24 protein-coding genes are annotated in these 25,584 nt (G+C 50.6%); 8 read left to right on the forward strand and 16 right to left on the reverse strand.

Annotated features, from left to right (window positions below; all coding sequences use genetic code 11):
• The first annotated feature begins 168 nt into the window (after positions 1–168).
• The gene (locus tag IE092_RS06540) at positions 169–495 is read left to right on the forward strand and encodes an Hpt domain-containing protein (protein WP_189356223.1); all 327 of its coding nucleotides are present in this window, start codon (positions 169–171) and stop codon (positions 493–495) included.
• Positions 496–615: 120 nt separating this feature from the next.
• On the opposite strand, the gene IE092_RS06545 is transcribed toward IE092_RS06540, so the two are convergent.
• The 8 genes from IE092_RS06545 to IE092_RS06580 form a co-directional block, all read right to left on the reverse strand.
• A complete protein-coding gene (locus IE092_RS06545) occupies positions 616–1,620 on the reverse strand; it encodes an SLBB domain-containing protein (RefSeq protein WP_189356224.1) in 1,005 nt (334 codons plus the stop codon).
• Between the two features lie 74 nt (positions 1,621–1,694).
• Positions 1,695–3,308: an oligosaccharide flippase family protein gene (locus IE092_RS06550; RefSeq protein ID WP_189356225.1), complete on the reverse strand. Its 1,614-nt coding sequence runs from the start codon at positions 3,306–3,308 to the stop codon at positions 1,695–1,697.
• A gap of 11 nt (positions 3,309–3,319) precedes the next feature.
• Complete coding sequence (locus tag IE092_RS06555) at positions 3,320–5,476, reverse strand: hypothetical protein (protein ID WP_189356226.1); 2,157 nt, start codon at positions 5,474–5,476, stop codon at positions 3,320–3,322.
• A gap of 16 nt (positions 5,477–5,492) precedes the next feature.
• A complete protein-coding gene (locus IE092_RS06560; protein ID WP_189356227.1) occupies positions 5,493–6,158 on the reverse strand; it encodes a class I SAM-dependent methyltransferase in 666 nt (221 codons plus the stop codon).
• Positions 6,159–6,206: 48 nt separating this feature from the next.
• Positions 6,207–6,941, reverse strand: coding sequence for a glycosyltransferase family 25 protein (locus IE092_RS06565; RefSeq protein ID WP_189356228.1), 735 nt, complete (start codon positions 6,939–6,941; stop codon positions 6,207–6,209).
• Positions 6,942–6,973: 32 nt separating this feature from the next.
• The gene (locus IE092_RS06570) at positions 6,974–9,169 is read right to left on the reverse strand and encodes a GumC family protein (RefSeq protein ID WP_189356229.1); all 2,196 of its coding nucleotides are present in this window, start codon (positions 9,167–9,169) and stop codon (positions 6,974–6,976) included.
• Between the two features lie 7 nt (positions 9,170–9,176).
• Complete coding sequence (locus IE092_RS06575) at positions 9,177–10,352, reverse strand: sugar phosphate nucleotidyltransferase (protein WP_189356230.1); 1,176 nt, start codon at positions 10,350–10,352, stop codon at positions 9,177–9,179.
• A gap of 180 nt (positions 10,353–10,532) precedes the next feature.
• The gene (locus IE092_RS06580; protein ID WP_189356231.1) at positions 10,533–11,228 is read right to left on the reverse strand and encodes a response regulator transcription factor; all 696 of its coding nucleotides are present in this window, start codon (positions 11,226–11,228) and stop codon (positions 10,533–10,535) included.
• Between the two features lie 228 nt (positions 11,229–11,456).
• Between IE092_RS06580 and galE the strand changes: the two genes are divergently transcribed.
• The 7 genes from galE to IE092_RS06615 all read left to right on the forward strand — a co-directional run bounded on the left by galE (position 11,457) and on the right by IE092_RS06615 (position 19,318).
• Positions 11,457–12,521 carry a UDP-glucose 4-epimerase GalE gene (gene galE / locus IE092_RS06585; protein WP_189356232.1) on the forward strand — a complete coding sequence of 355 codons (1,065 nt, stop codon included), beginning with the start codon at positions 11,457–11,459 and terminating at the stop codon, positions 12,519–12,521.
• A 36-nt stretch (positions 12,522–12,557) separates the two neighbouring features.
• Complete coding sequence (locus IE092_RS06590) at positions 12,558–13,271, forward strand: sugar transferase (protein ID WP_189356233.1); 714 nt, start codon at positions 12,558–12,560, stop codon at positions 13,269–13,271.
• Positions 13,272–13,447: 176 nt separating this feature from the next.
• Entirely contained in the window at positions 13,448–14,560 is a 1,113-nt protein-coding gene (locus tag IE092_RS06595; protein ID WP_189356234.1) for a WecB/TagA/CpsF family glycosyltransferase, read from the forward strand.
• Positions 14,557–15,897, forward strand: a complete 1,341-nt coding sequence (locus IE092_RS06600) for a hypothetical protein (protein WP_189356235.1) — start codon at positions 14,557–14,559, stop codon at positions 15,895–15,897. Before IE092_RS06595 ends, IE092_RS06600 begins: the two co-directional genes overlap by 4 nt.
• A gap of 51 nt (positions 15,898–15,948) precedes the next feature.
• Positions 15,949–16,308 carry an STAS domain-containing protein gene (locus IE092_RS06605; RefSeq protein ID WP_189356236.1) on the forward strand — a complete coding sequence of 120 codons (360 nt, stop codon included), beginning with the start codon at positions 15,949–15,951 and terminating at the stop codon, positions 16,306–16,308.
• A 101-nt stretch (positions 16,309–16,409) separates the two neighbouring features.
• Positions 16,410–18,449, forward strand: a complete 2,040-nt coding sequence (locus tag IE092_RS06610; RefSeq protein ID WP_189356237.1) for a SpoIIE family protein phosphatase — start codon at positions 16,410–16,412, stop codon at positions 18,447–18,449.
• Complete coding sequence (locus IE092_RS06615; RefSeq protein ID WP_189356238.1) at positions 18,446–19,318, forward strand: response regulator; 873 nt, start codon at positions 18,446–18,448, stop codon at positions 19,316–19,318. Before IE092_RS06610 ends, IE092_RS06615 begins: the two co-directional genes overlap by 4 nt.
• 30 nt (positions 19,319–19,348) lie before the next feature.
• On the opposite strand, the gene IE092_RS06620 is transcribed toward IE092_RS06615, so the two are convergent.
• The 8 genes from IE092_RS06620 to IE092_RS06655 form a co-directional block, all read right to left on the reverse strand.
• Entirely contained in the window at positions 19,349–20,731 is a 1,383-nt protein-coding gene (locus IE092_RS06620) for an O-antigen ligase family protein (RefSeq protein WP_189356239.1), read from the reverse strand.
• A gap of 197 nt (positions 20,732–20,928) precedes the next feature.
• On the reverse strand, positions 20,929–21,264 hold the full coding sequence (locus IE092_RS06625) for a hypothetical protein (RefSeq protein ID WP_189356240.1): 336 nt from the start codon (positions 21,262–21,264) through the stop codon (positions 20,929–20,931).
• A 21-nt stretch (positions 21,265–21,285) separates the two neighbouring features.
• Positions 21,286–21,636, reverse strand: a complete 351-nt coding sequence (locus tag IE092_RS06630; RefSeq protein ID WP_189356348.1) for a DUF1304 domain-containing protein — start codon at positions 21,634–21,636, stop codon at positions 21,286–21,288.
• 135 nt (positions 21,637–21,771) lie between these two features.
• Positions 21,772–22,152: a VOC family protein gene (locus tag IE092_RS06635; protein ID WP_189356241.1), complete on the reverse strand. Its 381-nt coding sequence runs from the start codon at positions 22,150–22,152 to the stop codon at positions 21,772–21,774.
• 344 nt (positions 22,153–22,496) lie between these two features.
• Positions 22,497–22,949 carry a GNAT family N-acetyltransferase gene (locus tag IE092_RS06640; RefSeq protein ID WP_189356242.1) on the reverse strand — a complete coding sequence of 151 codons (453 nt, stop codon included), beginning with the start codon at positions 22,947–22,949 and terminating at the stop codon, positions 22,497–22,499.
• A 101-nt stretch (positions 22,950–23,050) separates the two neighbouring features.
• A complete protein-coding gene (locus IE092_RS06645; protein WP_189356243.1) occupies positions 23,051–24,262 on the reverse strand; it encodes a molybdopterin molybdotransferase MoeA in 1,212 nt (403 codons plus the stop codon).
• Complete coding sequence (mobB, locus tag IE092_RS06650; RefSeq protein WP_189356244.1) at positions 24,249–24,749, reverse strand: molybdopterin-guanine dinucleotide biosynthesis protein B; 501 nt, start codon at positions 24,747–24,749, stop codon at positions 24,249–24,251. Before mobB ends, IE092_RS06645 begins: the two co-directional genes overlap by 14 nt.
• On the reverse strand, positions 24,746–25,408 hold the full coding sequence (locus tag IE092_RS06655) for a carbonic anhydrase (protein ID WP_189356245.1): 663 nt from the start codon (positions 25,406–25,408) through the stop codon (positions 24,746–24,748). Before IE092_RS06655 ends, mobB begins: the two co-directional genes overlap by 4 nt.
• Positions 25,409–25,584 lie beyond the last annotated feature (176 nt).

The following is a 25,584-nucleotide window of genomic DNA, read 5'->3' on the forward strand; positions in this document are numbered from 1 at the left end:
CGGGGAAATTTGTCAGATTTTTATTGCATTCCGATATATGGCTAGACGGTATGAAAGGCCGGATTCCGATATAAAAAAATGATTTAACACGATTTCACAAAGGCCTTGAACTTGGGTGTTCCGGCGCTTATAACGGTAAACCAACGATGACAAAAAACGGAGACGAAGATGACCAGCTTCAATTACGCTGCTGCACTGAATTCCGGAAACCGGGAGATTATCGAAATGATGATTCTGCCTTTTCTTACTGCTGTTCCTCAGTATATTCGCAATATCGAATCTGCCATTTTTGAACACCGCCATCAGGACTTATATAGTCATGCGCATTTGCTGACCGGGCTGGCACACCGCTTGAATGCGGAGCCGGTCGTACGTCTGAGCCTGAGTATGGAAACTATGGGTAAGAATGAAAAGTCTGAAATGGCAGAAGAATTACTGCCGCAGTTACACGGGGAAATTAAAAGTCTGATGCTGGTGCTCAGCGCCGCAGACTGAGGAATGGCCGGACTGCTCTCTGGACACGATTTTTTCGCAGCGCATCTGCTGATTTGTCCTCCTCCTGAACGCCACCCGATCACAGGGTGGCTTTTTTATGTACACAGATCTTACCCGCACTTATTTTGTGCCGGTTGAACTGCCGCTACTGGTGAAGTTGATCAGCGACATGCCGGGCAGCAACTGACGCAAGGTGTACCCGATTTGTGCAACGCCGCTCTTCGGTACATAAATAATGTCTCCCTCTTCCATTGAGAAATTCAGACGACGGTCTGCCGTCAGCAGGGATTTAAACGGAATGCGTTCTATGGCTTTGCGGCTGGCACGGTAAATACCGATTTCCTCCAGATTTGCATCTTCATTCGGTCCACCGGCCTGAGACAATGCATCGAGCAACGACATATCCGGGGTCAGCCGGTATGCTCCGGGGCGCAATACTGAACCCAGTACATACACCGATGTGTCATTGGAATCCGGAATATAAACCAGATCGTTCGGCTTCAGCCGGATGTTATAGGTCGGATCACTGCGGGTCAGTAACCGTTGCAAATCAACCCAGATCACTTTTTCACGTCCGCGGAATACCGCACAACGCGTTAGCGTTGCTTGTTTATCAATTACAGGCAGACTACCGGCTTTTGCCAGCACTTCCAGTATGGTCGGCGGCCTGTCGAAAACGATGGTTCCGGGATTCTGTACACGGCCCAGAATAGTGACCCGGTTATTTTGATATTGTTCCACTGCCAGCGACAGCACCGGTTTTTTATAAAATTTTTCTAAGGCTTTCGTCAGCTTTTGCTGCGCTTCCTCCCTTGTCAGTCCGCTGAGTTTCTGGCTGCCGATCAGGAACATGCTCATTTGTCCGTCTGGACCAATGACCGTCTTCCCAGTCAGCTCAGGTCTGCCCCAGACACTGAGCATTAACTGATCACCTTCGCCTAAGCGGTAAACCGGCTCGGCATCTGCTTCAAACTCGGCAAGAATGGCCGGATCAGGAAACGCCACTTTATCGGTCCGTTCCGGCACTTTGAATTCCGTTGCATTTTTACTGTCACTGTACACAGACGGATAACTGGTACAGGCACAGATCAGTACGCTCAACAGAAAAATCATACAGGTACGCATGTTGTTCTCCGCTACTGAATCAGGTTTCATTCCGGATTGCTGCCCTGGTTAGCAGAACCGCGCCTTAACAGATTTTACGCGTCACCGCTCATGCCGCGGCGGGCTGCCATACGCTGCCATTTACTGCGTATCCAGCTGGCAACTGCTGCTTTCTCCGCAGATGCTAACAGGCAATAACTGATCCAGGCTGCCTGTAGCAGAAATATTAGTCCGTGCGCCAACAAACATACAACTGCTCCCGCACGTGTGTCAGGCACAAAACCTGATTGCCTGAATATAAACACGTTTACCAGGGCGACAGCAGCAAATAACAGCGGCGGTAGCAATACTGCTCTGAACAGCGACCAGGCGCTAAGCGGATAATGCCGGAAAATATATACATGATAGGCCACAGCTGCACACGCCGTCGCCATCATGGTGATCGCACCCAGCTGCAGAATGTCCCTGACCGCAAACTGCGTCAGATAACCAGCCGCAACCCCGTAAGCTGCAGTGCGCAAAAAATGATAGACATACTCCCGGTCAACTTTTGCCTCAGCACGAAAAATAGCGCTGCCGGGCCCGGTCAGTATATGCAGATATGCACCCAGCGAAACCATCATGATCAGTGCCGGAATTTCCTGATAGATGATTTTGTTACCCAGCCAGGCAGTAGTCAGTAAAGGGGAGAAAGCGCTGATAAATACCAGCGGCACCGACGCCAGTACCGCAATTTTTCTGAGGCTGCTGAGTAACAGTGTACTGAGTAATTCCTGCCGGTCCGCTTCGTGACTGGCAACGGCAGCATTAGCCAGTGTCATTTGCGTAACAGATGAAGCCAGCGACAGCGAGGACAGAGGAAACTTTCCGGCCAGATCGAATAAAGCCACCGCACCAATGCCGAGGAAGCTACCGGCAAATACCCGGTCAAGCGAGTGAAACACCATGGAAAATATCGTACTTAACTGTACTTTAAAACCAAACTGAAAAATTTCCGGTAGCAGTGCGGGCGAAAAATGCCGCGGCGAAAATGAAAATCCGGGTAATCGTTGCCGCACACTGTACGCATTCGCGGTAATTGAATAGCAATAGCGAATTGCATATGCCGCAATTAAGGCATCTATGCCAAGCCCGCTGAGCAACAAAACGATCACCGCGAAAATTTCCAGCAGATTTGCCCTTAGCCAGGTTCGCTGCTCTGAACGAAATTCCTGCATACCGTGCAATACGTAGGAAAATGCATTCAGACTCATATCCGCCAGAAAAATAAAACTGACCCACAGTACCGCGCGTCTGAATATGCCGGCATGGCTGCCGCTGATATGTAACCAGTCTGCCAGGGCAGGCGCACTGAGCCAGATTCCAGTCCATACCATCAGCGCAACCGCCGACATACATCCTATACCTGTTGCCAGCAGACGCTGTACTTTTTCAACCGCATTCTGACGCAGATATTCTGCCGTCTTGCAGACATACACCGTGGAAAAGCCGCAGTCTGCAAAACTCATATAGCCGATCAGAATAAAACAGGCGGTCCAGATACCGTAGACATCCAGATCCAGAAATCGCAGTATGACAGGTGGCATACCCACTCTGGTCACCAGATAGGTCAGTTTGGCAAACACCGAATACAGCAAATCTGCCTGGGATTTGCTTAACTGCGCGCCTTCTTTTTGAGCGGGTGCTGCCGTGCTGACCGGGGCTGACATGCGGATTCTCCTTATTTTGAGCTAATTACCAGCAGGCTATATGCCGGTATAGTCAGTTGTTTTTTTCCACAGGGGAATGCCGACGCCCTGACCGTAAGAGCGTCTTTCCCGCGCTGCTCGCTGTTTTCGTTGTTTTCACCGCTTTGCAACTGACTACCGTTCAGCAAAAGCAACTCTGCCTGACCCTGACATGGCAACTGAATCTCCGCATGAATCGTTTTTGCAGAAGAAGAGGCAAGTGCAACGCCGGGCTGCCCCTTGTACACACTCCATATTCCGGTCAGATAGCTGCAGTCATCGGAGCTACTTTCACAGGAGACTGGGTAAATATCACCGACCATCATACGGTTCAGCAGCAACAGCGCCTGTCCGGTCGGCCTGAGCGTCGCAGGGCGCAGCACGCTGGTAATGCCGAACAGCTTAATCAATCTGCGCTGATCATCATACGTATCCAGCCCGCTCAGTGAATACACTGCCTGCTCACGTACGCCGCTCAGTGTAGTCTGCATCAGTCTTTTGGCCAGTGCGACACCTGAGGCTGCATTGGTCAGCACCTGATTTTTCGTGTCAGCACTGGCTGTGCCTGACGTGGTGTGAAAATTCACTTCATATACATTTACATGTTTTCCGGCTGCCAGCGTGCTGATATTTTTTATCAGCATCTGCTCATTCTCGCGAAACAGTGCATTCTCTGCTTCTGCGAGATTGTCAGTATCAAGTTTATATAAAAAATACGGTGCAACAGTAATATGACTGGCATATTTACTCTTCAGCGCGAGCAGTTGCCAGTTGCCTGCATTCACGTACTGTGCGCCAAGCACCGTTTTCAGCCATTCCGGGTTACCTGACTTTTCCCGCAGGATCGCAAAAGCACGGTTGGATCGCTGTATCAGATCGTTCTGGTTCGTATATGCTCCCGGACGGAAAATTGTATTCCAGTTTTCATTCCCGAACTCCACCAGCACTTCCTTAAATCCCCACTGCTGACGGGCTTTTCTCAGGTAATGTGCCAGCGCTTCCCACTCGTCATCACGCCACAATCCTGATCCGGTTACCCAGGGCTGCGCTCCGATTTCGGCACACAATCGCATGAACTCATCGAGACCATATAAAAACAGGGTTTCACTGTCACCGGGGCGGTAGCGGGTGGGCTTACGCTCAAATACCGGCGCGACTCTGTTTGCGAAACTGTCTCCAAGTTGCCCCTGCCAGTCACGTAAATATCCGGGCTTCAGTGCATGCAATAAGCGGACGACTTCGGCATCAAATCCGGTTTTACTCTCAGCCAGCGGGCTGAGCTGCACGTCATCCAACAGGACTTCTCCGTGCTCCACGCTGAAAATTAATTCCAGCGATCCCTTAGGACCGTTATCCTGCGCGCTGAATTCAAATTCAAATTTTTTCCACTCAGACTCCGGCTCAATCTGTACATCCAGAAAAGGACGGCTGCGCTGACGCTGAAATTTTACTTTCAGACTGGCGTTCTTACTTTTCTTCTTAACCCACACCGAGAAATACCATTTGCCGGTAACGGGCAATAATTTTCCACCACGCTCAGAAATCGTGTCCAGATAAGATATCAGTTGCACCGGCGTCATTTGCGCATGCAGTCTTGCCACCTGATTTTTAGGCCGGCCCGGTTCACGCTCGCTGATTTCTGTGCTGACGATTCTGCCGTGTGACCACCACATAGGGATGCCCGGTTGCAGAGTTTCGGTTTCCAGCATAATGCAATCACCCACCCCCAGCCCCGCTGGAAAAGGGGACAACAAAAAACCATCAGGTTTCTCTTTGTCTGTTTGTCCGGAGGTCAAGACCCTGCCCTGCTTTCCGCTCGCAACGCCGGTCAGCACATAATAGTTTCCGCCAGACCAGAAGTTAGGCGCACGCTTCAGCCATCCGGTATCGTCTAGTACACGATCACCCTGTATTGCACTGATGACGACCAAAGTACGGTCACGGACTGGCTCAAATCCCGGATTTTTGATCACATTGTGCATCAGCTGGTCCGCCCCCCAGCTTCCCCAAGCCCCCAGATTCAGACCAATGCCAGGAACATCGGCCTGAACCATTTTCATGCCACGCTTCAGCTCTGTCGCATTTGCACAGTCGCTGAAAAAGAACAGCGATATCAGGATTAACATCGCTTTCAGGGAGTGATGGCTCATGACTTTCCCCGCTGATTCAGTCAGACCGGGTTGCTGTCAGCAGCAACTGGAAAGTGAAAAAATCTTTGAACCAGCGATTCCTGACCAGCAATTTCCAGTATTCAAGCTTACGCGATATATCCAGTCCGTTATCCTTGCTGCCAACAATTCTGTAGCCCTGAGACTCCAGCATGCGAATCGCTGTACTTCTGGTGAAAAAACGTAAATGTGACTGATCCAGAATACCGGCACTGGTGTAGTTCCAGCTGCCATTCAGCAAAAGTGGCAGCAAAATACTGTGGTGGCGGATATTCGGCAAACTGATGATAATGCGCCCGCCGGGTGCAAGATAAGGATAAAGTTGCGAAAGAATGCTCCAGGGATCGATTAAATGCTCCAGCACATCCAGACAAAGAATCAATTGAAATTTTTGCCCGGCCAGACAATCCAGTGCCTGTTCAACCGGAGCATTAATAACTTCTGTCACATGTTCAGCTGCATGGATAGCTGCTTCCCAGCAGATTTCAATCCCGACCGTCTGCCCGGCATAACCGGCGGACGTCAGCCACTGTAAGGTGCCACCACCTCCGCAACCGATCTCCAGCACACGTTCTGAATATGCCGGCAATAAACTCTGTATATCCTTACGGATATGGGAGAAATACTCTGCTTTCTTATCTGCATACAGATTTTGCGTGTCCATCTTACACCTCCGTCGATGCTGTTTGTCTGAGTCAGTCAGGTCGTTTACTTATTTTTCGCGCAGTTGCCACTGCCAGTTTTTCAGTGCACGAAATGCTGCTGCACACTGCTTTATCCCGGTCACTTTGTCATACCACTGATTCGGCGTGATATCGCTGCGCGAGCTTCTTTGTCTGACCAGAGAACTGGTCACGACATAACTGCGCAGTTCCGGATGCAGCAACCGGTACAATGAATAAGCACCGTCGATGTGCATAGGACCACCATTCGGATCACCGGGCATGCGCTGCATACAGGCTTCCAAATAAGTAATCAGTTCCGGAAGCAGATGCGGACTGATCGCATAACAATGTGCACACTCAAGCGGAAGAGCACACTTCAGTAAACTGCTTTCCGCAGCACTTGTATTCTGACGATGCCCAGGATGTGAGTGACCGGGGAACAGAAAGTCCCATGATGTCTGCTCAATCTGCTCTATCAGGGCCATCTGCGACAGCAAAGCAGAGGGACAAAGCTGAAAATCATCTTCCAGTATCAGAAACCGCGAAACACCCAGTTTCTGCGCGTCTTTCAGAACGCCAAGATGACTCAGGTAACATCCTCTTGCACCTATCCCCGGAAAGCGTTCTGCATTCTCTGGCCGGATACCGGGAAAAACCTGCAAGCGTCTGTCTTGTGCACTGATACCGATTTTTTTCAGTTCTGCCAGACTGTATTTCAGCCTGTCAGTACGCTCAGGTAAATTGATCAGGTATATTTTTTCAAAATAATCAAAGAGATTCATCACACTCTCCGCCAAGATTTATCGTTGCCGATTCACTGTTGCTTACCACTTTCCCGACTCTGCCACTTCAACTTCAGCTTTCGGAAGAAAGCTGCTTTATAAAAAAGCTCCGGCATCATCATTTGCAGTTTTAGCTTCCAGACCGGCATACTTTTAAAATCTTCATATTTGCGCTGAGTGACAAACTCCACCAGTAGCTCGTGGATATAGCCACCACCGTGCAGTGCCTCAATACGATTCACCAGAAATCCGATAGCATTCACGCTGGATTTTTTAAGTATTCTGGCTGCGCGTGAGAGCTCACCTTGCCCTGTACTATTGGCTTCGACAACCAGTAAAATTTGTCCTACATGGTCGAGCAATAGCTCTGTATCTGCAGACAGGAGTAAAGGTGGCAAATCAACCAGAATAATCGGATAACGCTGTTTAGCCTCGTCCAGTAAGAGTTTCATTCTGTCAATGCGATTCATATGCAGAATCTGTGATGTACCGCCTATGCCAATATGTGCCGGAATCGTCTCTGTTGCCGGGGAAATCATGTCGCTTAAGGAAGCTCCGGATTCCAAGTAGTCTCTGACACCTGGCTTATTACTTGCAAATCGCAGATCCGGGTGATAAGTATTTGCCTCTACAATCAACGCCGGAAAACCAAGTTGAGAAAGCGCTCGCGCAATGTCGATCAACATCTGACTGCAACCGCCGCCTGATTTCACACCAGTGAAGGCGAACACCGAAGTCTCAAAATTCTTCTGATCCCTGAGCAAGCTGGCGGCAATTCTGCGTATCTGATCTTCTGCAAACATTCTGGTTGCAAGATCCTTGCGCTCTATAACCCAACCCACCGAAGGCAGACCCAGCAATTTCTCTGCTTCATTGACGGTCTGAATTTTGCGATTCATCAAATCAATGATGACAGGCGTACTGAGAGAGGCTATCAACGCAAAGATCAATACCATCATCGCGATTTTTGTTTTTCCAGGCCCAAATGGCAATTCAGGTTCCATGGCTGGTGTAACTAGTCGAACAAAGCCAAGCGCAGTCCGTTCGTCAGCAAAAAAATTCAATCTATCCTGAAATTTTTCAACTTCCTTATTCAGATGCTCTATATCAAAATTAAGTGCAACCGCTTCGTTAAACAATTGTGCGAAACGAGCGGAACTCTCTTCCTGCTCTTCAAGAACTTTAATCAGCGCTTGCTCATATCTGAGCGCCTGCGAAGCGTTCATTTTGTAACGCTGCGACATGCTCTGCTTCACCTGAGACGAAAGATTGTCTGATTGTTTTTTAATTTCATATTCAATTTCACGAATTTCCTGCATGGCAGCCTGATATGCCGGGTGATCCTGACTCAGACCGGAAATCGTACTCAGGAGTGTCGCCTTTCTGCTGTTTGCACCGGATTTAAAGCTGTTCAGGCCTGGGTCAGCGAGTACATTTTCACTGACGGAGCGGATCGTAATATCTGTCTCACCGTTCTGCTCAAATGCCGCCTGCCTCGCATCTGCCAGTAAGCGTGTGTTGCGGGCATCGGCCAGCGCTGCCCTGGTATTCATCAGTAATTTATCGTAAGGATTTCCATCCGCTTCGTGAAAGGTTGTCATACCCAGTTCAAGCGAAATTTCGGTTCTGCGTTTAATTTTATCTGCGATGATTTTTGAAGTCTCCGCCAGACGTGTGCCCAGATTTCTGACGCGTTCATCGGATCCGTACATTTGCTCTTCGCGCATTTTCAGCAAATAAGTTTCTACAACAGCATTAATCAGTGTTGCAATGCCCTCTTTCTTAGACCCAGACAAGCTGACCTGCATCATGTAAGTATCCGGCACAGCAACAACCATTAATTGCTCACGCAAACGTTCGGCAGTACGGCGACGGCTTTCAGATTTCAGTGCAAAACTATGCTGACCCTCGGTTTTTTTTAAAGCTTCTTCGAGAATATCTTGCCGTGTCACGCTCTTGGCCTGGTGCTCCTGAAACTGCCGGTATTGAGAGTTGGACTGAAAATCCAGCTCCTGGTCTTCCTTAATATTCTTCATATAGCGCGGTGCTATCTGTAAGGTCGCAGTTGCCATGTATTTAGGCACACCTTTCACCAGAATTACGGGAATACCTGCTGTACCTGCGATAAAAAAAATGATCAACGCAAGCTTCCAGTGCCGTATCAGGCTCACCAGAGGTTTAATCCCCAGTGATGGCAACTGACTTAGCGTGTCGGCACGAGAAGACATTTTTTCCTCACACAAATAAGGGAAGCTTGATGCCAGAGGTCTGATGCAGGATCTGACGCTGAGTCGGATCCGGATTGAAACCTTTTTCTCTGGCATCGCGGAACAGCCATGCGATATCGGAATGACGCTGATCCAGCAAGGAACCATTAATATCGAAGCAGAATCCCGGGCCTATAATTTTATTTCTGACATGCAAGCCTTCGCTGATCAGCGTGTGATCCAGCAAAATACTGTTTTCCAGAAAAGCCCCCTGCTCAATCACAGATCCGGAACCTATAATCAGCGGACCGTGCAACTGCGCTTTATCTGCGACTGCACATCCTGAACCTACAAACACCTGCCCAGTGCAAGTCACTCTGTCTGCCTGCATCCTGACATGACTGCCAATCCGGATATGACCGTTTATCTGTTTACTGAAACGCAGGTCAAACGGCATGAAGCCGAGCAAACACATCATACTGAGCCGATGATAATCTCGGAGACCGTGAATCTGAAATGACTGAAACGGGGCATCGGATCCGGTAACACGTACCCCCGCTTCCATCAGCGCTGGCAGAACGTCATCGTTGATATCTGCAAATCCACTGGCAGGTATCCAGTTCAGTATCTGCGGTTCCAGCAAATAAATACCTGTGTTGACTAACTGTGTTTTGGTAGTAGGACACCATGCCTGAGCACCGCAGGCCTGTAATTGCCCCCAACGATTCAGCCTGACACAACACTCCGGCCGTGCTTCTTCGTTGCTAACCCGCTTTACAACCAGACTGAGCAAAGCACCGTTTGACTTATGCTGGCTGTAAAAGTCATTCAGATCGACCAGATTCAGTTCATCACCGGGCATGATCAACAGTGTTTCATCGACAAAACCGGAATGCTCATGAATCTTTCTGACAGCACCGGCAGTGCCCTCCGTGCTCGCAATGGTTGCACCATTCACCTGGTGCCCTTCAAAGGAATATGCTATTTGAACATTAAAGCGATGTCCGTCGCGGAAGTAGTCTTCAACCTGTGGGGCAAGATGGCTGGTACTGATAATGATGTCGCGAAAACAATAAGAGCGTACGTGATCCAGTACCAGTTCCAGCAGCGGACGGTTAACCACGGGCAGCATCGCCTTTGCAATATATCCATCCAAAGGGGCGACATTCAGATCACCTGCGGCAGCTAGTATCAGAGCTTTCATATTTCCTCCGGACGAGTACGATACCGATGACTGTATTAGAGGAAATCAGGAATAGGGACTGTGTCGGAATTGAAAACTCTTAGCAAAACCCGCGTAAGGTTCGGGACAATGAAATTCTGGTGAGTAACTAAGGAAAAGGGGAAATGCGAAGAACTGAGGGGGAAAGTAAAGCGGCGAAGCCTATATCGCAGGCAGATCAATCTGGTCAATACGGTAGCCATAGCCATAAACAGAAATAATTTCCCAGCCATTTTCCGGGAAAATTTTCAGTTTGCGACGGATACGACTGACATGGGTATCGACCGTACGGGTATCAATCATGGACTGCACACCCCAGATTGCTTCCAGCAACAGCATACGTGATAATAATTTTCCAGGATGCTGAAGCATATACACTGCAAGCTCGAACTCTTTCTGAGTTAATTCAATCAGCTCGGATTGAAGGCGAATCTCACGATTCACAAAATTGATTTCGTATTTACCGATTCTGACCAGCTCCGGTGCCGGTGATTTCGCGCGTCGCGCCCATACCTGAATACGGGCAATCAGTTCAAAATATGCAGGAGGCTTCACAATATAGTCATCGGCTCCTTTACGTAGCACATTGACAACATTCACTTCCCCACCGTCTGCAGTAACAAAAATTACCGGAAGCTCCCAGCCAAGATTTTCTCTGACCCATTCCAGCGCTTTTTCGCCATTTGAATCGGGTAATTCGCGATCCAGTAACAACAAATCAAACTTATTACCGGACGCCAGTGCATCCAAAAACAAACCAACCGTCTGATACACGGCAAAGGTATGCTGGGCAGTACTGAGCCACAGTTTATACAACTCAATCTGAGTCAGGTCATCTTCCAGTATTCCAATGTGCATACGACCTCCATTCCGGGTATAGATAAATATTTCCGCCACCGGACTGGCAGCAACTGTACTTACAGAAAAATTAACACCATTTTTCCACGCGGGCAAGCAATTCAGCTTACATTCTGATGCAAACTGAATTCATCAAATCAAGCGGCAAATTTACAGCGATTTTGCAATCTCGAAACGATTCCCTGATCACGGCAACCATACTGCCCATACAGAGAAGGAGAATTCAAGATGAATATTCTGGTCACAGGCGGCACAGGGTACATTGCCTCCCATACCTGCATCGCGCTGGCAGAAGCCGGGCACGTGGTTACTATTGTAGATAATTTCTCCAACAGTAACCCGGAAGTTGTCGACCGGATTGCCAGAATCACCGGGCATTATCCGCGCCTGGTTTACGGTGACATCAACGATCCGCCCTTCCTTAACGAACTGTTCCAAAAAATACCTCTGCACGCTGTATTTCATTTCGCCGGCAAAAAGGCCGTCGGCGAGTCTATGCAATTACCGCTGTATTACTATCAGAACAATGTAACTGCCAGCGTAGTCTTACTGGATGCGATGCAGCGTCATGGCGTCAAAACCCTGATATTCAGTTCATCAGCCACCGTGTACAGTCCTGCAGATGCAGGTGGTGCCCGGGAAAATATGCTGCTTGCGCCACAAAATCCCTATGGTTGCAGCAAGGCAATGGTGGAACAGATTCTGGATTCTGTACATCATGCGGATCCTTCCTGGAATATCGTGAGACTGCGTTACTTTAACCCGGCCGGGGCTCATCCCAGCGGCAGAATGGGTGAGTCGCCTGAAGGCGCTCCGCAAAATCTGATGCCATATCTGTGCCAGATAGCTGAAGGCAAAAAAACCTGCCTGCCGGTATTTGGCGACGACTATCCAACTCGCGATGGCACTGGCATCCGTGACTATGTTCACGTCATGGATCTGGCCAGTGGCCATGTCGCAGCGCTCGACTTTCTGAATGAGCACGGTGGAAACCATGTATTCAATCTCGGTAGCGGTCATGGTTACAGCGTGCTGGAAATGATACATGCATTCGAAAAAGTTAGCGGATTGCAAATTCCTGTCCAGATACACGCGCGCCGTCCCGGCGATCTGGCAGCATCCTGGGCAGATTGCAGTAAGGCACAAAATTTATTGAAATGGCAAGTTCAGTTCGGTCTGGACGAAATTTGCAAAGATGCCTGGAAATGGAGTCGATTGCGAGAGTTGCCACTAGCCGGCAGTACGGATCTGAAACGTATGCCTGTCACGGTGTATGCACCGTGGCGTCACTGACGCTGAACGGGTATCAGCAAAGTAGCGGGAGTTATCATGAAATCTCATTTCGAACAATTTATCAACGTCGCCAATTCTCCCGGCTTGCGTACTTCACGTCTTCGCCGGGTACGTTTCCAAACCTTTTGCTGGAATTTACGCCCGCAATTGTCTGCGCTGATCAAACGGAGTATGGATATTTGCGGCTCGCTGTGTGGTCTGATTTTGCTCAGCCCGCTGTTTCTGATAACGGCCGCAGCAATCGCAGTCAACAGCAAAGGACCTGTACTGTTCTGGCAAGACAGGGTAGGCAGACACGGACGCAGCTTTCGCTTTCCGAAGTTTCGCTCTATGCGCATACATTCTGCGGCAGAGCGCAGCGCACTCGAAAGCAAAAATCAGCATCAGAATCATTTGACGTTCAAACTGCGAAACGACCCACGCATCACGCCAGTCGGGCGCTGGATACGCAAAACCAGTATTGATGAATTGCCGCAACTCTGGTGTGTGCTGAAAGGTGATATGTCCCTTGTTGGCCCGCGTCCGCCGCTGGTCAGCGAAGTCGATCGCTACTGCACTCATGACCGCTCACGTCTGAATATACGTCCGGGCCTGACCTGTCTTTGGCAAATCAGCGGGCGTTCGGATCTGGCATTTGAACAGCAATTACTGCTGGATCAGCAATATATCGACAATCAGTCCTTATGGCTGGATCTGAAAATTCTGTTCCTGACAGTGCCGGCTGTAATCAGTGGGAAAGGAGCATACTGATGAAATCCGCTTTGCGACTGCAGCTCCGCACGCTCTGCAAATATCTGTTGCAAGCCTGCCTGACAGTACCAGTGGTATTCATGATGTCGCTGGCCTGCCTACCCATAAGAATCCTGAGCGGTTCGCTGCCGCTATTCATCCGCAGGTCTGAACAATATGCAGGCAAAAACCAATTGATGATTACTGCGCTAATCATCAATCCCGCCCTGCCCGCCAAGCTCAGGCAATTGCTGACTGCCGTACGCGCCGACGCATTTCCAGCACTGTTACTGATAATGCGCGGGCACTGTGACCTGGTAGGGCCGCGCCTGTGCAGTAAGGAAGAAGCACTGGAATTGAGCCTGCCATCCGGCAGATACGACGTGTTACCCGGAGTGATTTCGGCATACGCGTTAAAAGTACGTATGAATATTGCTTTTCAGTCGGAAGCAGAAACCGAACAAGAATATCTGTTAAACCGCAGCCTGCGCCATGATGCCGGGATATTGTTGCGCTATATGCTGACCAGCCTGTACGGTGCGAATAGCACTGGACACCGGGTACAGGAACAAATCGCCGGAATTCCTTTTATTAATCTGTCACAGGATGAACTGGTCAGCGCAATAATGCTTGCATTGCGTATGCAGTGCCGCACCCGCATCGCCTTTGTTAACCCGGACTGTGTGAACATCGCCTGTAAGCAAGCAGACTATAAAGACTGCCTGTGCCAGGCTGACTGGGTTTGCCCGGATGGTATAGGAATGCGGATTGCAGGACACTTACTGGGTCGCGAAGTGCGCCAGAATCTGAACGGAACAGACTTGCTACCGACGCTGTGTAAGGCGATAGAAAACACGCATCACTCCGTTTATCTGCTGGGTGCAAGACCCGGGGTTGCAGAAAAAATGGCGCGGTGCCTGCAACTCCGTTTCCCGGGTCTGAAAATTGCCGGTACACAACATGGCTACTTCAGCGAGGCAGATACCACCAAGGTGATCAGTAGCATCAGGAACAGTCAGGCCAGCATCCTGCTGGTTGGCTTCGGCGCACCCAAGCAAGATTTATGGTTACAACAGCATCTGGCAGATACAGGAGCCTGCATAGGAATCGGGGTTGGCGGACTGTTTGACTTTTATTCCGGCAATATTCCGCGTGCACCGCAATGGATGCGAGAACTCGGGTTAGAGTGGGTGTTCCGCCTTCTGCAGGAGCCGCAACGTATGTGGAGACGGTATCTGATCGGGAACATAGTGTTCCTGCATCGTGTAATCACTGAAAAGAGACACACTGGTAAAGGGAGTCTGAAATGAATACTTCATTTGATGCTGTAGTGCTTGATCACTGGCCAGCACAGGATCACATCCTGGCGGAATCTGATTTTGATCCAGCGATGATGCAGGCTGGCGGCAAACCCATGCTGGAAAGAATCATCGCCAGACTGGCAGACAGCGGATACAGACAAATACTGGTGGTACTGGGTAATTTTCCTGCTTCGCACCGGAATTTTCTCGCTGATGGGACACGCTGGGGCGTCAGTATTCGCTACACCTACGCATGCCGGCAAGGCACGCCTTTGCGTCTGGTGGCGAATATGCTGCAAACTCAGCAGGGCCAGATCACGCTTGCCTGTGCCGACACTCTGTTACATGAGCAGGATGTGCTGGACGATGACCATGTATGCTGCTATCTGAACGAAGGCGTGGTGTGCTGGTCCGGCTGGGCCAGATTGCCTGCATCTGAAGCAGCACGACTGCTGAAAGTATCTGCAAATCGAGCAGCACTGGAAGAAGCGATGATCGCGGATCACAACCTCTGCCGTTATAAAGATCATGCACCACTGAGTAGTGCGTGTGCCAGCGACATTATCAATTTGCCGCACCAAATCTTTCAGCGTCATATGCTGAAACCACATACTGGCGAATCACCGCGCCTGAGCCAGGTTGCAGCGGATGCTCACATCATTCAACCCGTCTACATCGGTCAGAATGTCCTGATCGGTGCCGGCTGCGAGATCGGGCCGAACGTGATTATCGAAGACAACTGCATGATCAGTCAGGGCTGCCAGATCAGTAACAGCAGCATTGCGACCGGCACTTATCTTGGACAGAGCTTACTGATTCGTGATGCGCATGTCACACCATCCGCAATTCTGAAGGCTGATCATCAGGTGTCCATTCCGAAAAATGACTACGAAATTCTTGGTGCGGTTGAGGAAACGATGCCCGTAGGTATCACTGTCGGCGAACGCTGCGCCGGAATTGCACTGTGGCTGATCAGCACCCCCGCCAGTTTCTATTTAAAGCATTTTTCCAGCCGCGATCTGCCGCCGAAGCTTCAGAAACTGGTGGAAATTCAGGAAAAACTACCGAAGGTATTTCGTGGAAAAATGGCACTGTTCGGACTGACACATCGTTCAGAAACCGAACTTGTTCTGTTGCCGCCAGAGTGGAAAAGCCTGTACCAGAAACACCGCGTTGGTGTTCTGAATGAAGCCATTTTTTTGTCCGAAAATGACATTACCAATGAGACTGCATTTTTTGCTGACATAAAATCGACAAGACGTAGTAGCATCAGGGAAAAATACCGCATCGTTTCCTATTTTCTTTCAGGTGTCTGGGGCGCAAAAACAGCGCTCCACTCTGCCTGACGAGTGTGTCAGCTTTGTTTAAACGCAATACCGACCCGACAGGAGGCCACTATGAATCTGATTACCACAGAACTGAAATCCGGCATCGCTATTATCTCTTTTCAATGCGAAAGTCTGGATGCGGGAAATATCAAAAAATTCCGGGAAGAAGTCACACCAGTACTGGAAAGTGCTGATCATGTTTTAATCGACATGAGTAAGCTCTCTTTTGTCGACAGCTCTGGTCTGGGTGCGCTGCTAACCTGTTACCGTAGTCTGACCACACGTGACAGCGACTTACGGCTTTTTGGCCTGTCCAAGCCTGTACTGGCTCTGTTTGAACTGGTTCGTATGCACCGCCTGTTTTCTATTTATGAAAACCGAGACGAGGCGATCGCAGATATCGAACTTTGTGATGCGGACAAGTCCTGAGACTGAATAGTATCCTCTTGCCGGCATACCACCTCAAACACTTAAGATGCGATGATGGCGGATGCCGGTTATGAAAAATCCGCCGACGGAGGAGCGTACGCATGAATGAGCCACTGTCCCCCGTTTGCAGCCAAACTGCGGTAACTGCTGCCGGGAATCAGGAACAACAGACTATATTCGCAGCAATGACGGAGTTTGCCTGCGACAGTATGGTGTGCTGCGACTCGTCCGGAAACATACTGTACAGCAATGCTGCATTTCGCCAACTTTGCGGCTTATCTGAAAATGAATTGTCACAGCGGTCTGTGACCAGTTTTTTGTTCTGCACTTCCGGAGAGACCCGTCCTGTGCTGACATTGCTCCTCGACAAGCAATTACAGTATCAGACCAATGAATGGCAAATTCAACAACAAAATGGGCGCAAAACTGCGGTTGATGTCAGAGTCAGCCATTTTGTATCCGGTGACCGCACTTTGTTCAGTATGCAGCTGCGCGACATCAGTCAGCAAAAACAATTTGCGTCGGAGAGTGCGTGGGGTATTTCATTACTACGGGAGCTAACGCGCGAACTGGAATTCCGGCGTTACGCTGTTGATCAGCATTCCATTGTCAGCATTACGGATTTTGATGGAAATATCACTTACGCTAACGAGAAATTTTTGTCCATCAGTGGCTACAGCAAGCAAGAGCTGATCGGACGCAAGCATTCTGTGCTCAGATCAGGTATTCAGAATGACGCGTTTTATCACCAGTTGTGGCAAACCCTGCGCAAAGGGCAGGTATGGCATGGCGAGATAGCCAATCGCAAGAAAGACGGTAGTCTTTACTGGGTTGCCTCCACAATAGTTCCCTGGATTTCTGAAACCGAACCGACACGATATATTTCGATAGAAACTGATATCACACATCAGAAACAAACTGAACACTCGCTCGCTGCGTTGCGTCGCAGAGAATTAAGAACCGGATTTGAAATTCAGAAAAATATGCTGTGGGGAAAACCCCCTGCTTATCTGCGTCATACCCGGATCGCCACATTCAGCGAAGCGTCGCAAGGCGTGGATGGCGATTTTTTTGCTTTTAACCGCTACAGCGAGCATTGTTTTGAAGTGCTGGTCGGCGATGTGATGGGTAAGGGAATTCCGGCAGCACTGATCGGTGCCGGCGTTAAGAACTGCTATAACGAAGCACTCGTGCAACTTCTGGTGGAAAGCAATGGTATCAGTCTGCCGGAACCGGAGCATATCATCAACCATATACATCAGACGCTGACCAGCCGCCTTATCAGCCTGAATGCTTTTGTGACGCTGGCCCTGTATCGCTTTGATCTGAAGAATTTGTGCCTCAGCTATGTGAATGCCGGTCACACACCCGGCGTATTGCTGCGCAATCGAGAATATCAGACCCGGCAATTGCTTGGCGATAATCTGCCTATTGGCGTGATCGAGCACGAGATTTATAAACAGATCAGTATCCCTATACAGCATGGTGATGCTCTGCTTGCCTACTCGGATGGTATTACTGAAGTCAAGGATGGTAAAAACGAAGATTTCGGTGAACAGCGATTGGCTGAATTTATGATAAAAGCAAAAATGGCCAGTCTGCCGCCGGCACTGATCTTACAACATTTGCGTAACACACTGCGACTGTTCAGTGGTAATCCGGTACTGACTGACGATCAGACTGCTATCTTTATCGAGCTTGAGCATTTGCCTGTAACCTGTACGCACAGTGAATATCCAGTAGAAACACCAGCATGGCATGAATTCAGCTGGGACCTTACCAAACTCAGCATGCTGCGCGAAAAAATATTGCAATACTGCGCGGCACTGGATGAAATGAAAACCCATGCGCTGATTCTGGCCACTTACGAAGCAGCAACTAATGTTTTACGTCATAGCCCTCCACATTTGAACGACCAGAATTTATTTTTTAAACTGTCAGGAACAGGGCGCGGAATCATGGCAGAACTGGCTTATGTCGGCACGCCTTACCAACCACCTGCCGAAATTGTCCCCGATCTCAGCGGTGACAAAGATGGTGGCTATGGCCTGTTTATTATTCAGCAGTCGGTCTCTGAAGTACGCTATCTGACACCTTTACCTGACGTCTGTATCATACAGCTGGAGCAATACTACTCATGAAAACCGGAAATCCCCCCCGCTTGCTGCGGCAACCCTGCCCCGAGACAGCATCTGTATTTGAATCGCTGTCAGTCGCCGATCTGATCTGGGTAGCCGAAGACGACATGGTCAATCAGGTCACGATAGAACATTTACTGTCCTGTCACTGCCTGAAATCACGCTTTTTTCCCAACGGTGAAGCTTTGTGTCTGAGCCTGCGTGAAGCTTACGACACCAGACAAGCCTTACCCGCACTGATATTAATGGATCTGGAAATGCCGGTGCTGAATGGTATCGAAGCATCACAGATACTTCGCTCAGCCGGCTGGGATTTTCCGATTGTCGCCCTGACTGCCAGTCCGAGCGCCGAAATCATACAAACTTGTCATGATTATGGTATTGATGATGTGCTGAGTAAGCCATTTGACCGTTTTTCTTTACGCTCCTGCCTGCAACGCTACCTCGGCCCGTTGTTCAGCACCTTATCCGGGCCTGCCCCGAGTCCGCTACCGTCTGTCAGCAATGCAGACTCTGTCGATCTGCCTACTTTGCTGAACCGGGTAATGGGCAAACAAGCCGTCGCCATCTCTGCGTTAAGCCTGTTTGTCAGCCAGTATCAGGACAGTAGTGAAGACCTGAAACGACTGCTGCAACAAAAGCAGTTTCCCGAAATTCAGCGCCTGATCCATAAGCTGCTGGGTGCTGCTGCCAATATTTCAGCCAATAAACTGATATTACAACTGGAACAACTGCGTGCTGCACTGCGTGACACGAATGACGCCAATGCTCTGTCGGTGCTGCAAATGATGCAGCAGGAATTTGCGCAAATTGCAGTTTGCCTGACGCAAATTCAGCAAAGCGTCACCGAAGACCGCAAAAGCACAGCATAAAAATTCAGGCGATGCAGCTGCAACATGGCATTACTGAATAATGCGTTTACCCGGAAAAGCTGAATCGTCCACTTGATGTTCAGGCTGCGCTTCGGTAGCGGGCAGATAATCCTGCGGCCGGTAAGGCCGGATCAGGCACGCATCGGCCCACCCGAAAATCAGAAAAACCGCCGGAATTACCTGTTCCCCCAGATACACCGTCACCAGCGATACTGCCACCATCACGATAATACCGGCATGTGTCATTGCCAGTGAGGCAGCTCCCGGCAACTCTTTCATACCACGGATCACCAGACGCACACTCAGCGACAACATCAGTACAACCAGTAATAGCATGGTGCTCAGACCATGCATTAAGGTCAGCAGCAAATAATAATTATCAATTGACTCCATGCCCGGCACCTTAGGCCAGGTGTTTCTGCCCCAGCCAAATACAGCATGCTCGATAGCAATATCAATATATTTTTCCATCAGCACTTTACGGTACATCGCAGATTCCTGCGACATCGTCATTTTCATGCCCGGCTGTATATCCAGATACGACTGAAAACCAACGTACAGCGCCGGCACACAGACCAGCACCAAAGCCAGCAAGATCCATAATGCACGGCGACGATTTTTGGTACGGCTCAGGAATACGATCATTGCACCGGCAACACCTCCGAGCCACGGTCCTCTGGCAACCGTCATGACCATTCCCAGAAAAAAAAGCACTGTCAGAACTTTGGCAGGATCCCAGGGCAAACGCTTTAACAAGTGCAAATGTCCGTCCCAGTGCCCTCCCCACTGTAACCAGCGATGCAGCCTGTACGTCATTGCCATCATAATGCCCGCCAGAATTGCATGAGCAAACGGCCCGGCAATTCTGGCAAAGCCGTAGCGAAAGGTGGTCACCCAGCCCATACCCTGCCCGGGGAAAAATGGCTGCAGCAACGCAATAAACGGATTAAAACCAAACCGCGCCTCATAAATGCAGATAAACGTCACCACTGCCATCAGACCGACAAATACCCTGGTCAACGCAATCTCTATATCCTCAGCCAGCAAGCAAAGCTTACAAAGCACATAGGGAAATAAGGCTGCCGACCACATGGTTACCGTCAGATTGCGTGCATCATTGATGTTACTGCCTGCGTATTCGGAATAAGACATGCACATCATCAGTGCAATCACCATCAAATCCGTGATCGTCCACTTCCAGAAACGCCGGTATTGCTGAATCGCAAACGGAATAATGCCCAGTATCATGGCCTGATTGATACTGAGTTTGGGCAAGCCCGTCATCTGTGTATGAAAGGTATCGGGAAACAGCAGCAGCGATGGCAAATAGACGTAAAGAAATAGCCACGCTGCGTTATGGCGGAACGCAAAAAACAAAGCAATCAGTGGCACCAGAAAAATAATCTCAGCCATTACTGCTCTTTCGGATAACAGGCCTGACCTGTCTGACTGCAAAAATATGAACCGGGAAGCAGGCAGCATACAATGCCTGGCTGGCATGCGATACCGCCTGAATACATGTTAGCGCGGCCTGTCAGCATTGAGAAGCCCTGTGTTGCAGCCGTCCTGTTAACGGGCTGCAGCGAAGCAATCAGGAACTGATTTGTTCCTCAACCCCCTGCATTTTTAAACGCAGACTCACAAGGCAGAATGTGCTCGATCGCCAGCAGACTGCCGTCATCGGCCAGTAAACGACCACCATCCTGCAAAAACTGTTGTATCAGATTGCGCGCCAGCCCCATGGCCAGCGCCAGCGCATGCACAGCATCGCAACCGTGGATATCCGCCAGCCGCCCGAACAAAGGTGTCAGGCTGACCGGACAAGCCCACTCTTCAAATTCCACACCCTGCACCTGATACGGTAATCCGATATCGAGCTGCAGGCTGAAGGTCTCGCCATCTTTTGCGATGGCGTTCCAGCCTGAAGATGCAATCACTGCCTGCATACGCCCTCCTTTTCGCTGGCGTCAGGCCAGATTCAGTGTAATCAGACCCAGCGCAGCCGGAACTGCCTGAATGAAGATAATTTTCTTACTGGCTGTCATACCACCAAATACACCGGCTACGAATACACACAGCAGGAAAAACGTTTTCACTGCGTAGCCATCTGCACCCAGCCAGCATCCCCACAGCAAACCCGCTGCCAGAAAACCGTTATACAAACCCTGATTCGCTGCCAGCACTTTGGTTTTGGCCGCCGATTCCGGCGTATTGCCGAAAGCGCGCAAACCCGCAGGCTTATCCCATAGGAACATTTCCAGCACCAGAATATAAATATGCAAAACACCAATCAGCAACACAATCGCAGAAGACAGCATCAGCACCGCAAACTCCCTATTCAACTCAACAATGACCGGATAAACATCCAGCCAGTTAGACGACACAAACGATTTAAAGCATGAATTTCAACAATTCATCTTAAAAAACAAATTTACAAAAACCGGTATTCTGGATCACGCCGGTGGCTGCCATAACTCGATCATATTGCCTTCCGGATCAGTCACACGACCAAATAATCCGAACTCTGAATCAATCGCGTCGCCTTGCACATCACAGCCTTCTTCTTTCAGTACAGCCAGCAAAGCACGCAAATCTGCAACACGATAATTGATCACAAACGGTACCGCCGAACCGGCAAAAGCAGCATGATCATCACCGCCTATCGACCAGATCGTGCCATCACCTTCCGCACGATCAGCATCGGACGGCCACGGAAACACCGCACCGCCCCAGCCCTGCACATCCACGCCCAGATGACGCTGATACCATGCACGCAATGCCACCGGATCTTTCGCCCGGAAAAACACCCCGCCAAACCCCGTTACCCGCTGCATAACCGCCTCCCCGCTTTAGTCTGACAACGAAAAACACACGCTAACACAAACAATTTCGCACAGAAATATTTTTTTGCCAAAAACACCAGAAAACACAACAGCCACAACCAGACCACCCGCCAGCACCGCCCATCCGTATCCCTGCAACACCGGCTTGCGCCACGACACGCGGACAGACATACCACTCCGCTCGGTCACGAACTACCGGAACATGCTCAGAAACGCCCGAAAACCACCCAAATGCGGCTTTCAGCACAGCAACCCGGCGGTCGTCGGCAGAAAGTCCGGCTCTCCGGAAATGGCAGATGCGGATAGCTGCATAGGGTGTAAAGCCGGAAGCGGGTTTATAGCTGTTTTTCCATCACGATATTGCAGCGGGCGTAGACCGGGTGCTGGTCTTTGGAGATGGCCTGAAAGCCAGCTTTTTCGTACATGCTGATCGCGGCGTTCAGGCAAGTGTTGGACAGCAGATAAACCGACTGGACGCCGGCATCTTTCGCATAATTCAGCGCGAATTCCATCAGTTGCCAGCCGAAGCCCTTACCCTGATATGCGGGATCGACCGCCATGCGGGCCAGTTGCATGCGTTGCGGGGTGTCGCGGAATAAGGCGCAGACACCGGCAATTTTTCCTTCGTGCTCCAGACTGAAGATGTAGCCGCCGTCGCGGATGACTTTTTCCGGATCAGCCGCGAGTGCATGATCGGCAGCTTCCAGCTGAAAATACTGCTGTATCCAGCGCTGATTCAGGCGGATGAAATCGGGTAAGTGGGCGGTTTGGTTGATGTGTATGGTCACCTGAGTTCTCCGAGTGCAAGGGTACTCGGCCATCATAACAAAGGCGGTGCTGCATCCGCGCGCTACAGTCGGCGCGGGTTTCTGCCGGTAACTGTTGCGGACTAAAACGTGCTCATGCCAGGCTGCGGCAGCAACCATGCAAGTGCCTTGTCTCCGGCGGCATAGCTGGTTTGTGCCGGAACTTCCACCAGACAATCTGCCTGCGCCAGCGAACTCAGTGCGCCTGAACCCTGTTGCGGCAGTATCGTTGCCTGCCAGCCTTGCTCCGTACATGTCAGCGTGGCGCGCATCAGATGCGGACGCTGATCGTGATTACTGACGGCATCCACCAGTCTTACCCGACGCTGCGGCATGTCGGCGCACGCCGCGCCGCTGCAAGTGCGCAGCCACGGCATCGCAATCATCCACAGCGTTACCAGCGCTGAAACCGGATTTCCGGGCAGCATCAGCACCGGCTTTCCGAGCGCCGTACCAAAGCCAAACGGTTTACCCGGTTTGATCGCGACTTTCCACTGATGCAGTTGGCCCAGCCCTGCAATCACTTCGCGCATCCAGTCTGCTTCACCGACCGATGCACCGCCGGAGGTGATCAGCACATCGGCTTGCGCCAGACTGGCTTTCAGGCGTGCTTCAATCTTCACAGGGTCATCGCACACGATGCCTGCGTCAATCGCTTCAATACCGCAGGCTTGCAGCAGCGCCAGCAATTGCGGGCGGTTGGCATCATAAATTTTGCCTGCGCTTAAAGGCTGACCGGGTTCGCAGAGTTCGTTGCCACTGGATAACACCGCCACCCGCAATTTGCGGAAGACCATCAGTTCAGCGTGGCCCAGACTGGCAAGCAAACCAATGTGCAGCGGACTGATGATCTGCCCGCGTTGCAGTATCGTGCTGCCTTTCTGCAATTCGCTGCCGGTGCGGCGTACATGCTGTCCCACTGTTGGTAACTGTTGAATCTGCAGTGTGCTGTCTGTCCATTCGCATTGTTCTTGCATCACAACTGCCGAGGTATTTTCCGGCAGGCGTGCACCGGTGAATACACGGGCAGCCTGTCCCGGTTGCAAATGCATGGTCTGCGCATCACCAGCAAAGACCGTGCCGATCAGATGAAATTCGGTATTGCTAGTATCCGCATGAAATGCAATCGCAAAACCATCCATCGCGCTGTTATCAAACGCCGGCATATCGAACGCAGCCAGTACCGGTTCTGCGGCAATGCGGCCGACTGCCTGCAACAGTGGCAGCGACTCGGTCTGCAATGCCGGAGCAGGTAAGTGTTGCAGCGCGCTGCGGGTCTGTTCAATGGTTTGCATAAATTTTGTCAAATATCCAGTTAACAATTTTATCGGTATCATTCAGCATCAGCCAGTGCGGCGCTGCTTCCGGCGCAGTCACATCACTGGCAACCGCCAGTATGCCGCTGTCCTGCGGATACAGTGCAGGCTTACCGTTGGCCGGACGATACACTTCGAGACGCGGTATCGGCTCGCGCTTAAAGCCCTCCACCAGCACCAGATCTGCCGGACTGAGTCTGTGCAGACATTCACTGAGCGAGGGTTCCGGCGTATCGCGTAATTCATGCATGATGGCGTAGCGATACGGTGTGACCAGCATCACATCGCCCGCACCGGCAGCGCGAAAACGTGAGCTGTCTTTTTGCGGTGGTTCTAACACCACATCATGATGGCTGTGTTTAATGACATGTACGCGCAAACCGCGCTGACGCAGCAGCGGCAGCAGCTTTTCGATGAGCGTGGTTTTTCCGCTGCCGGAATGACCGCAAATTCCTAAAACTTTCATGTGCTGACTTGTGTTTGAACCGGACAGACCAGAGGTAAAAAGGCATCGGCACGTTCAGAATATGCTAACAGCGCACCGGATTTCAGATCGAAATACCAGCCATGCACGGTTAAACTTCCCTGCTCCATGCGTTCCCGTATCCACGGATAACTGGCGAGATTTTTTAACGACACCAGTATCGCGCCCATTTCACAGGCTTGCTGTTGCTGTTCCGCCGTTGCCGATGGCATTTGCAGCAGGACACGTTCACGCGCGGGTTGCGCGATGCGTATCCAGCGGCCGATGTAATCATAACTGCTTTCACCGGTAAAGCGCTGCTCCATCAGCGCCCGTATGCCGCCACAGCGTGCGTGACCCATAATGATAATGCGGCTGATCTGCAACTGTTCCACGCCAAACTGGATGGCCGAAGTCACACCGGCAAAATGCTGACTGGGATCGCACGGCGGCACCAGATTCGCAACATTTCTTACCGTGAACACTTCACCGGGATCAATACCCAGCAACAGCGCGGGGTCTACCCGCGAATCGCAGCAGCCGATCAGCAAGGTCGTCGGGCGCTGCCCTTCCTGCAAAGACCGGAACAGTTCCGGCGTCGCATCGAAATACTGCGTCTGAAATTTCTGAAAGCCATCGATCAGGCGCTCTAAAGCATGCATGATGTTCTCCACAGTCACAACGCCACTCGCGTCGCAGGCTGTATGCTGCCAATAAGCGAAAGACAGCCTCTGAGACAGCACAAAGTCTGTGAGACTGATTATCGAAGAATCCTGTGATGTCGCCTATTCGCTGCGCGGACTAGTCCTGAAGAGCTAGATACAGCGCACAGGCTGGC

The organism is Cognatundibacterium squillarum, from assembly GCF_014652435.1.
Lineage (GTDB): Bacteria > Pseudomonadota > Gammaproteobacteria > Burkholderiales > Burkholderiaceae_D > Undibacterium > Undibacterium squillarum.

Excerpts from the sequence above, each read along its gene's own strand:
- IE092_RS06540 (WP_189356223.1), top strand. The coding sequence starts at position 169 with ATGACCAGCTTCAATTACGCTGCTGCACTGAATTCCGGAAACCGGGAG.
- IE092_RS06545 (WP_189356224.1), bottom strand. The coding sequence starts at position 1,620 with ATGCGTACCTGTATGATTTTTCTGTTGAGCGTACTGATCTGTGCCTGT.
- IE092_RS06550 (WP_189356225.1), bottom strand. The coding sequence starts at position 3,308 with ATGTCAGCCCCGGTCAGCACGGCAGCACCCGCTCAAAAAGAAGGCGCG.
- IE092_RS06555 (WP_189356226.1), bottom strand. The coding sequence starts at position 5,476 with ATGAGCCATCACTCCCTGAAAGCGATGTTAATCCTGATATCGCTGTTC.
- IE092_RS06560 (WP_189356227.1), bottom strand. The coding sequence starts at position 6,158 with ATGGACACGCAAAATCTGTATGCAGATAAGAAAGCAGAGTATTTCTCC.
- IE092_RS06565 (WP_189356228.1), bottom strand. The coding sequence starts at position 6,941 with ATGAATCTCTTTGATTATTTTGAAAAAATATACCTGATCAATTTACCT.
- IE092_RS06570 (WP_189356229.1), bottom strand. The coding sequence starts at position 9,169 with ATGTCTTCTCGTGCCGACACGCTAAGTCAGTTGCCATCACTGGGGATT.
- IE092_RS06575 (WP_189356230.1), bottom strand. The coding sequence starts at position 10,352 with ATGAAAGCTCTGATACTAGCTGCCGCAGGTGATCTGAATGTCGCCCCT.
- IE092_RS06580 (WP_189356231.1), bottom strand. The coding sequence starts at position 11,228 with ATGCACATTGGAATACTGGAAGATGACCTGACTCAGATTGAGTTGTAT.
- galE (WP_189356232.1), top strand. The coding sequence starts at position 11,457 with ATGAATATTCTGGTCACAGGCGGCACAGGGTACATTGCCTCCCATACC.
- IE092_RS06590 (WP_189356233.1), top strand. The coding sequence starts at position 12,558 with ATGAAATCTCATTTCGAACAATTTATCAACGTCGCCAATTCTCCCGGC.
- IE092_RS06595 (WP_189356234.1), top strand. The coding sequence starts at position 13,448 with ATGATTACTGCGCTAATCATCAATCCCGCCCTGCCCGCCAAGCTCAGG.
- IE092_RS06600 (WP_189356235.1), top strand. The coding sequence starts at position 14,557 with ATGAATACTTCATTTGATGCTGTAGTGCTTGATCACTGGCCAGCACAG.
- IE092_RS06605 (WP_189356236.1), top strand. The coding sequence starts at position 15,949 with ATGAATCTGATTACCACAGAACTGAAATCCGGCATCGCTATTATCTCT.
- IE092_RS06610 (WP_189356237.1), top strand. The coding sequence starts at position 16,410 with ATGAATGAGCCACTGTCCCCCGTTTGCAGCCAAACTGCGGTAACTGCT.
- IE092_RS06615 (WP_189356238.1), top strand. The coding sequence starts at position 18,446 with ATGAAAACCGGAAATCCCCCCCGCTTGCTGCGGCAACCCTGCCCCGAG.
- IE092_RS06620 (WP_189356239.1), bottom strand. The coding sequence starts at position 20,731 with ATGGCTGAGATTATTTTTCTGGTGCCACTGATTGCTTTGTTTTTTGCG.
- IE092_RS06625 (WP_189356240.1), bottom strand. The coding sequence starts at position 21,264 with ATGCAGGCAGTGATTGCATCTTCAGGCTGGAACGCCATCGCAAAAGAT.
- IE092_RS06630 (WP_189356348.1), bottom strand. The coding sequence starts at position 21,636 with ATGCTGTCTTCTGCGATTGTGTTGCTGATTGGTGTTTTGCATATTTAT.
- IE092_RS06635 (WP_189356241.1), bottom strand. The coding sequence starts at position 22,152 with ATGCAGCGGGTAACGGGGTTTGGCGGGGTGTTTTTCCGGGCGAAAGAT.
- IE092_RS06645 (WP_189356243.1), bottom strand. The coding sequence starts at position 24,262 with ATGCAAACCATTGAACAGACCCGCAGCGCGCTGCAACACTTACCTGCT.
- mobB (WP_189356244.1), bottom strand. The coding sequence starts at position 24,749 with ATGAAAGTTTTAGGAATTTGCGGTCATTCCGGCAGCGGAAAAACCACG.
- IE092_RS06655 (WP_189356245.1), bottom strand. The coding sequence starts at position 25,408 with ATGCATGCTTTAGAGCGCCTGATCGATGGCTTTCAGAAATTTCAGACG.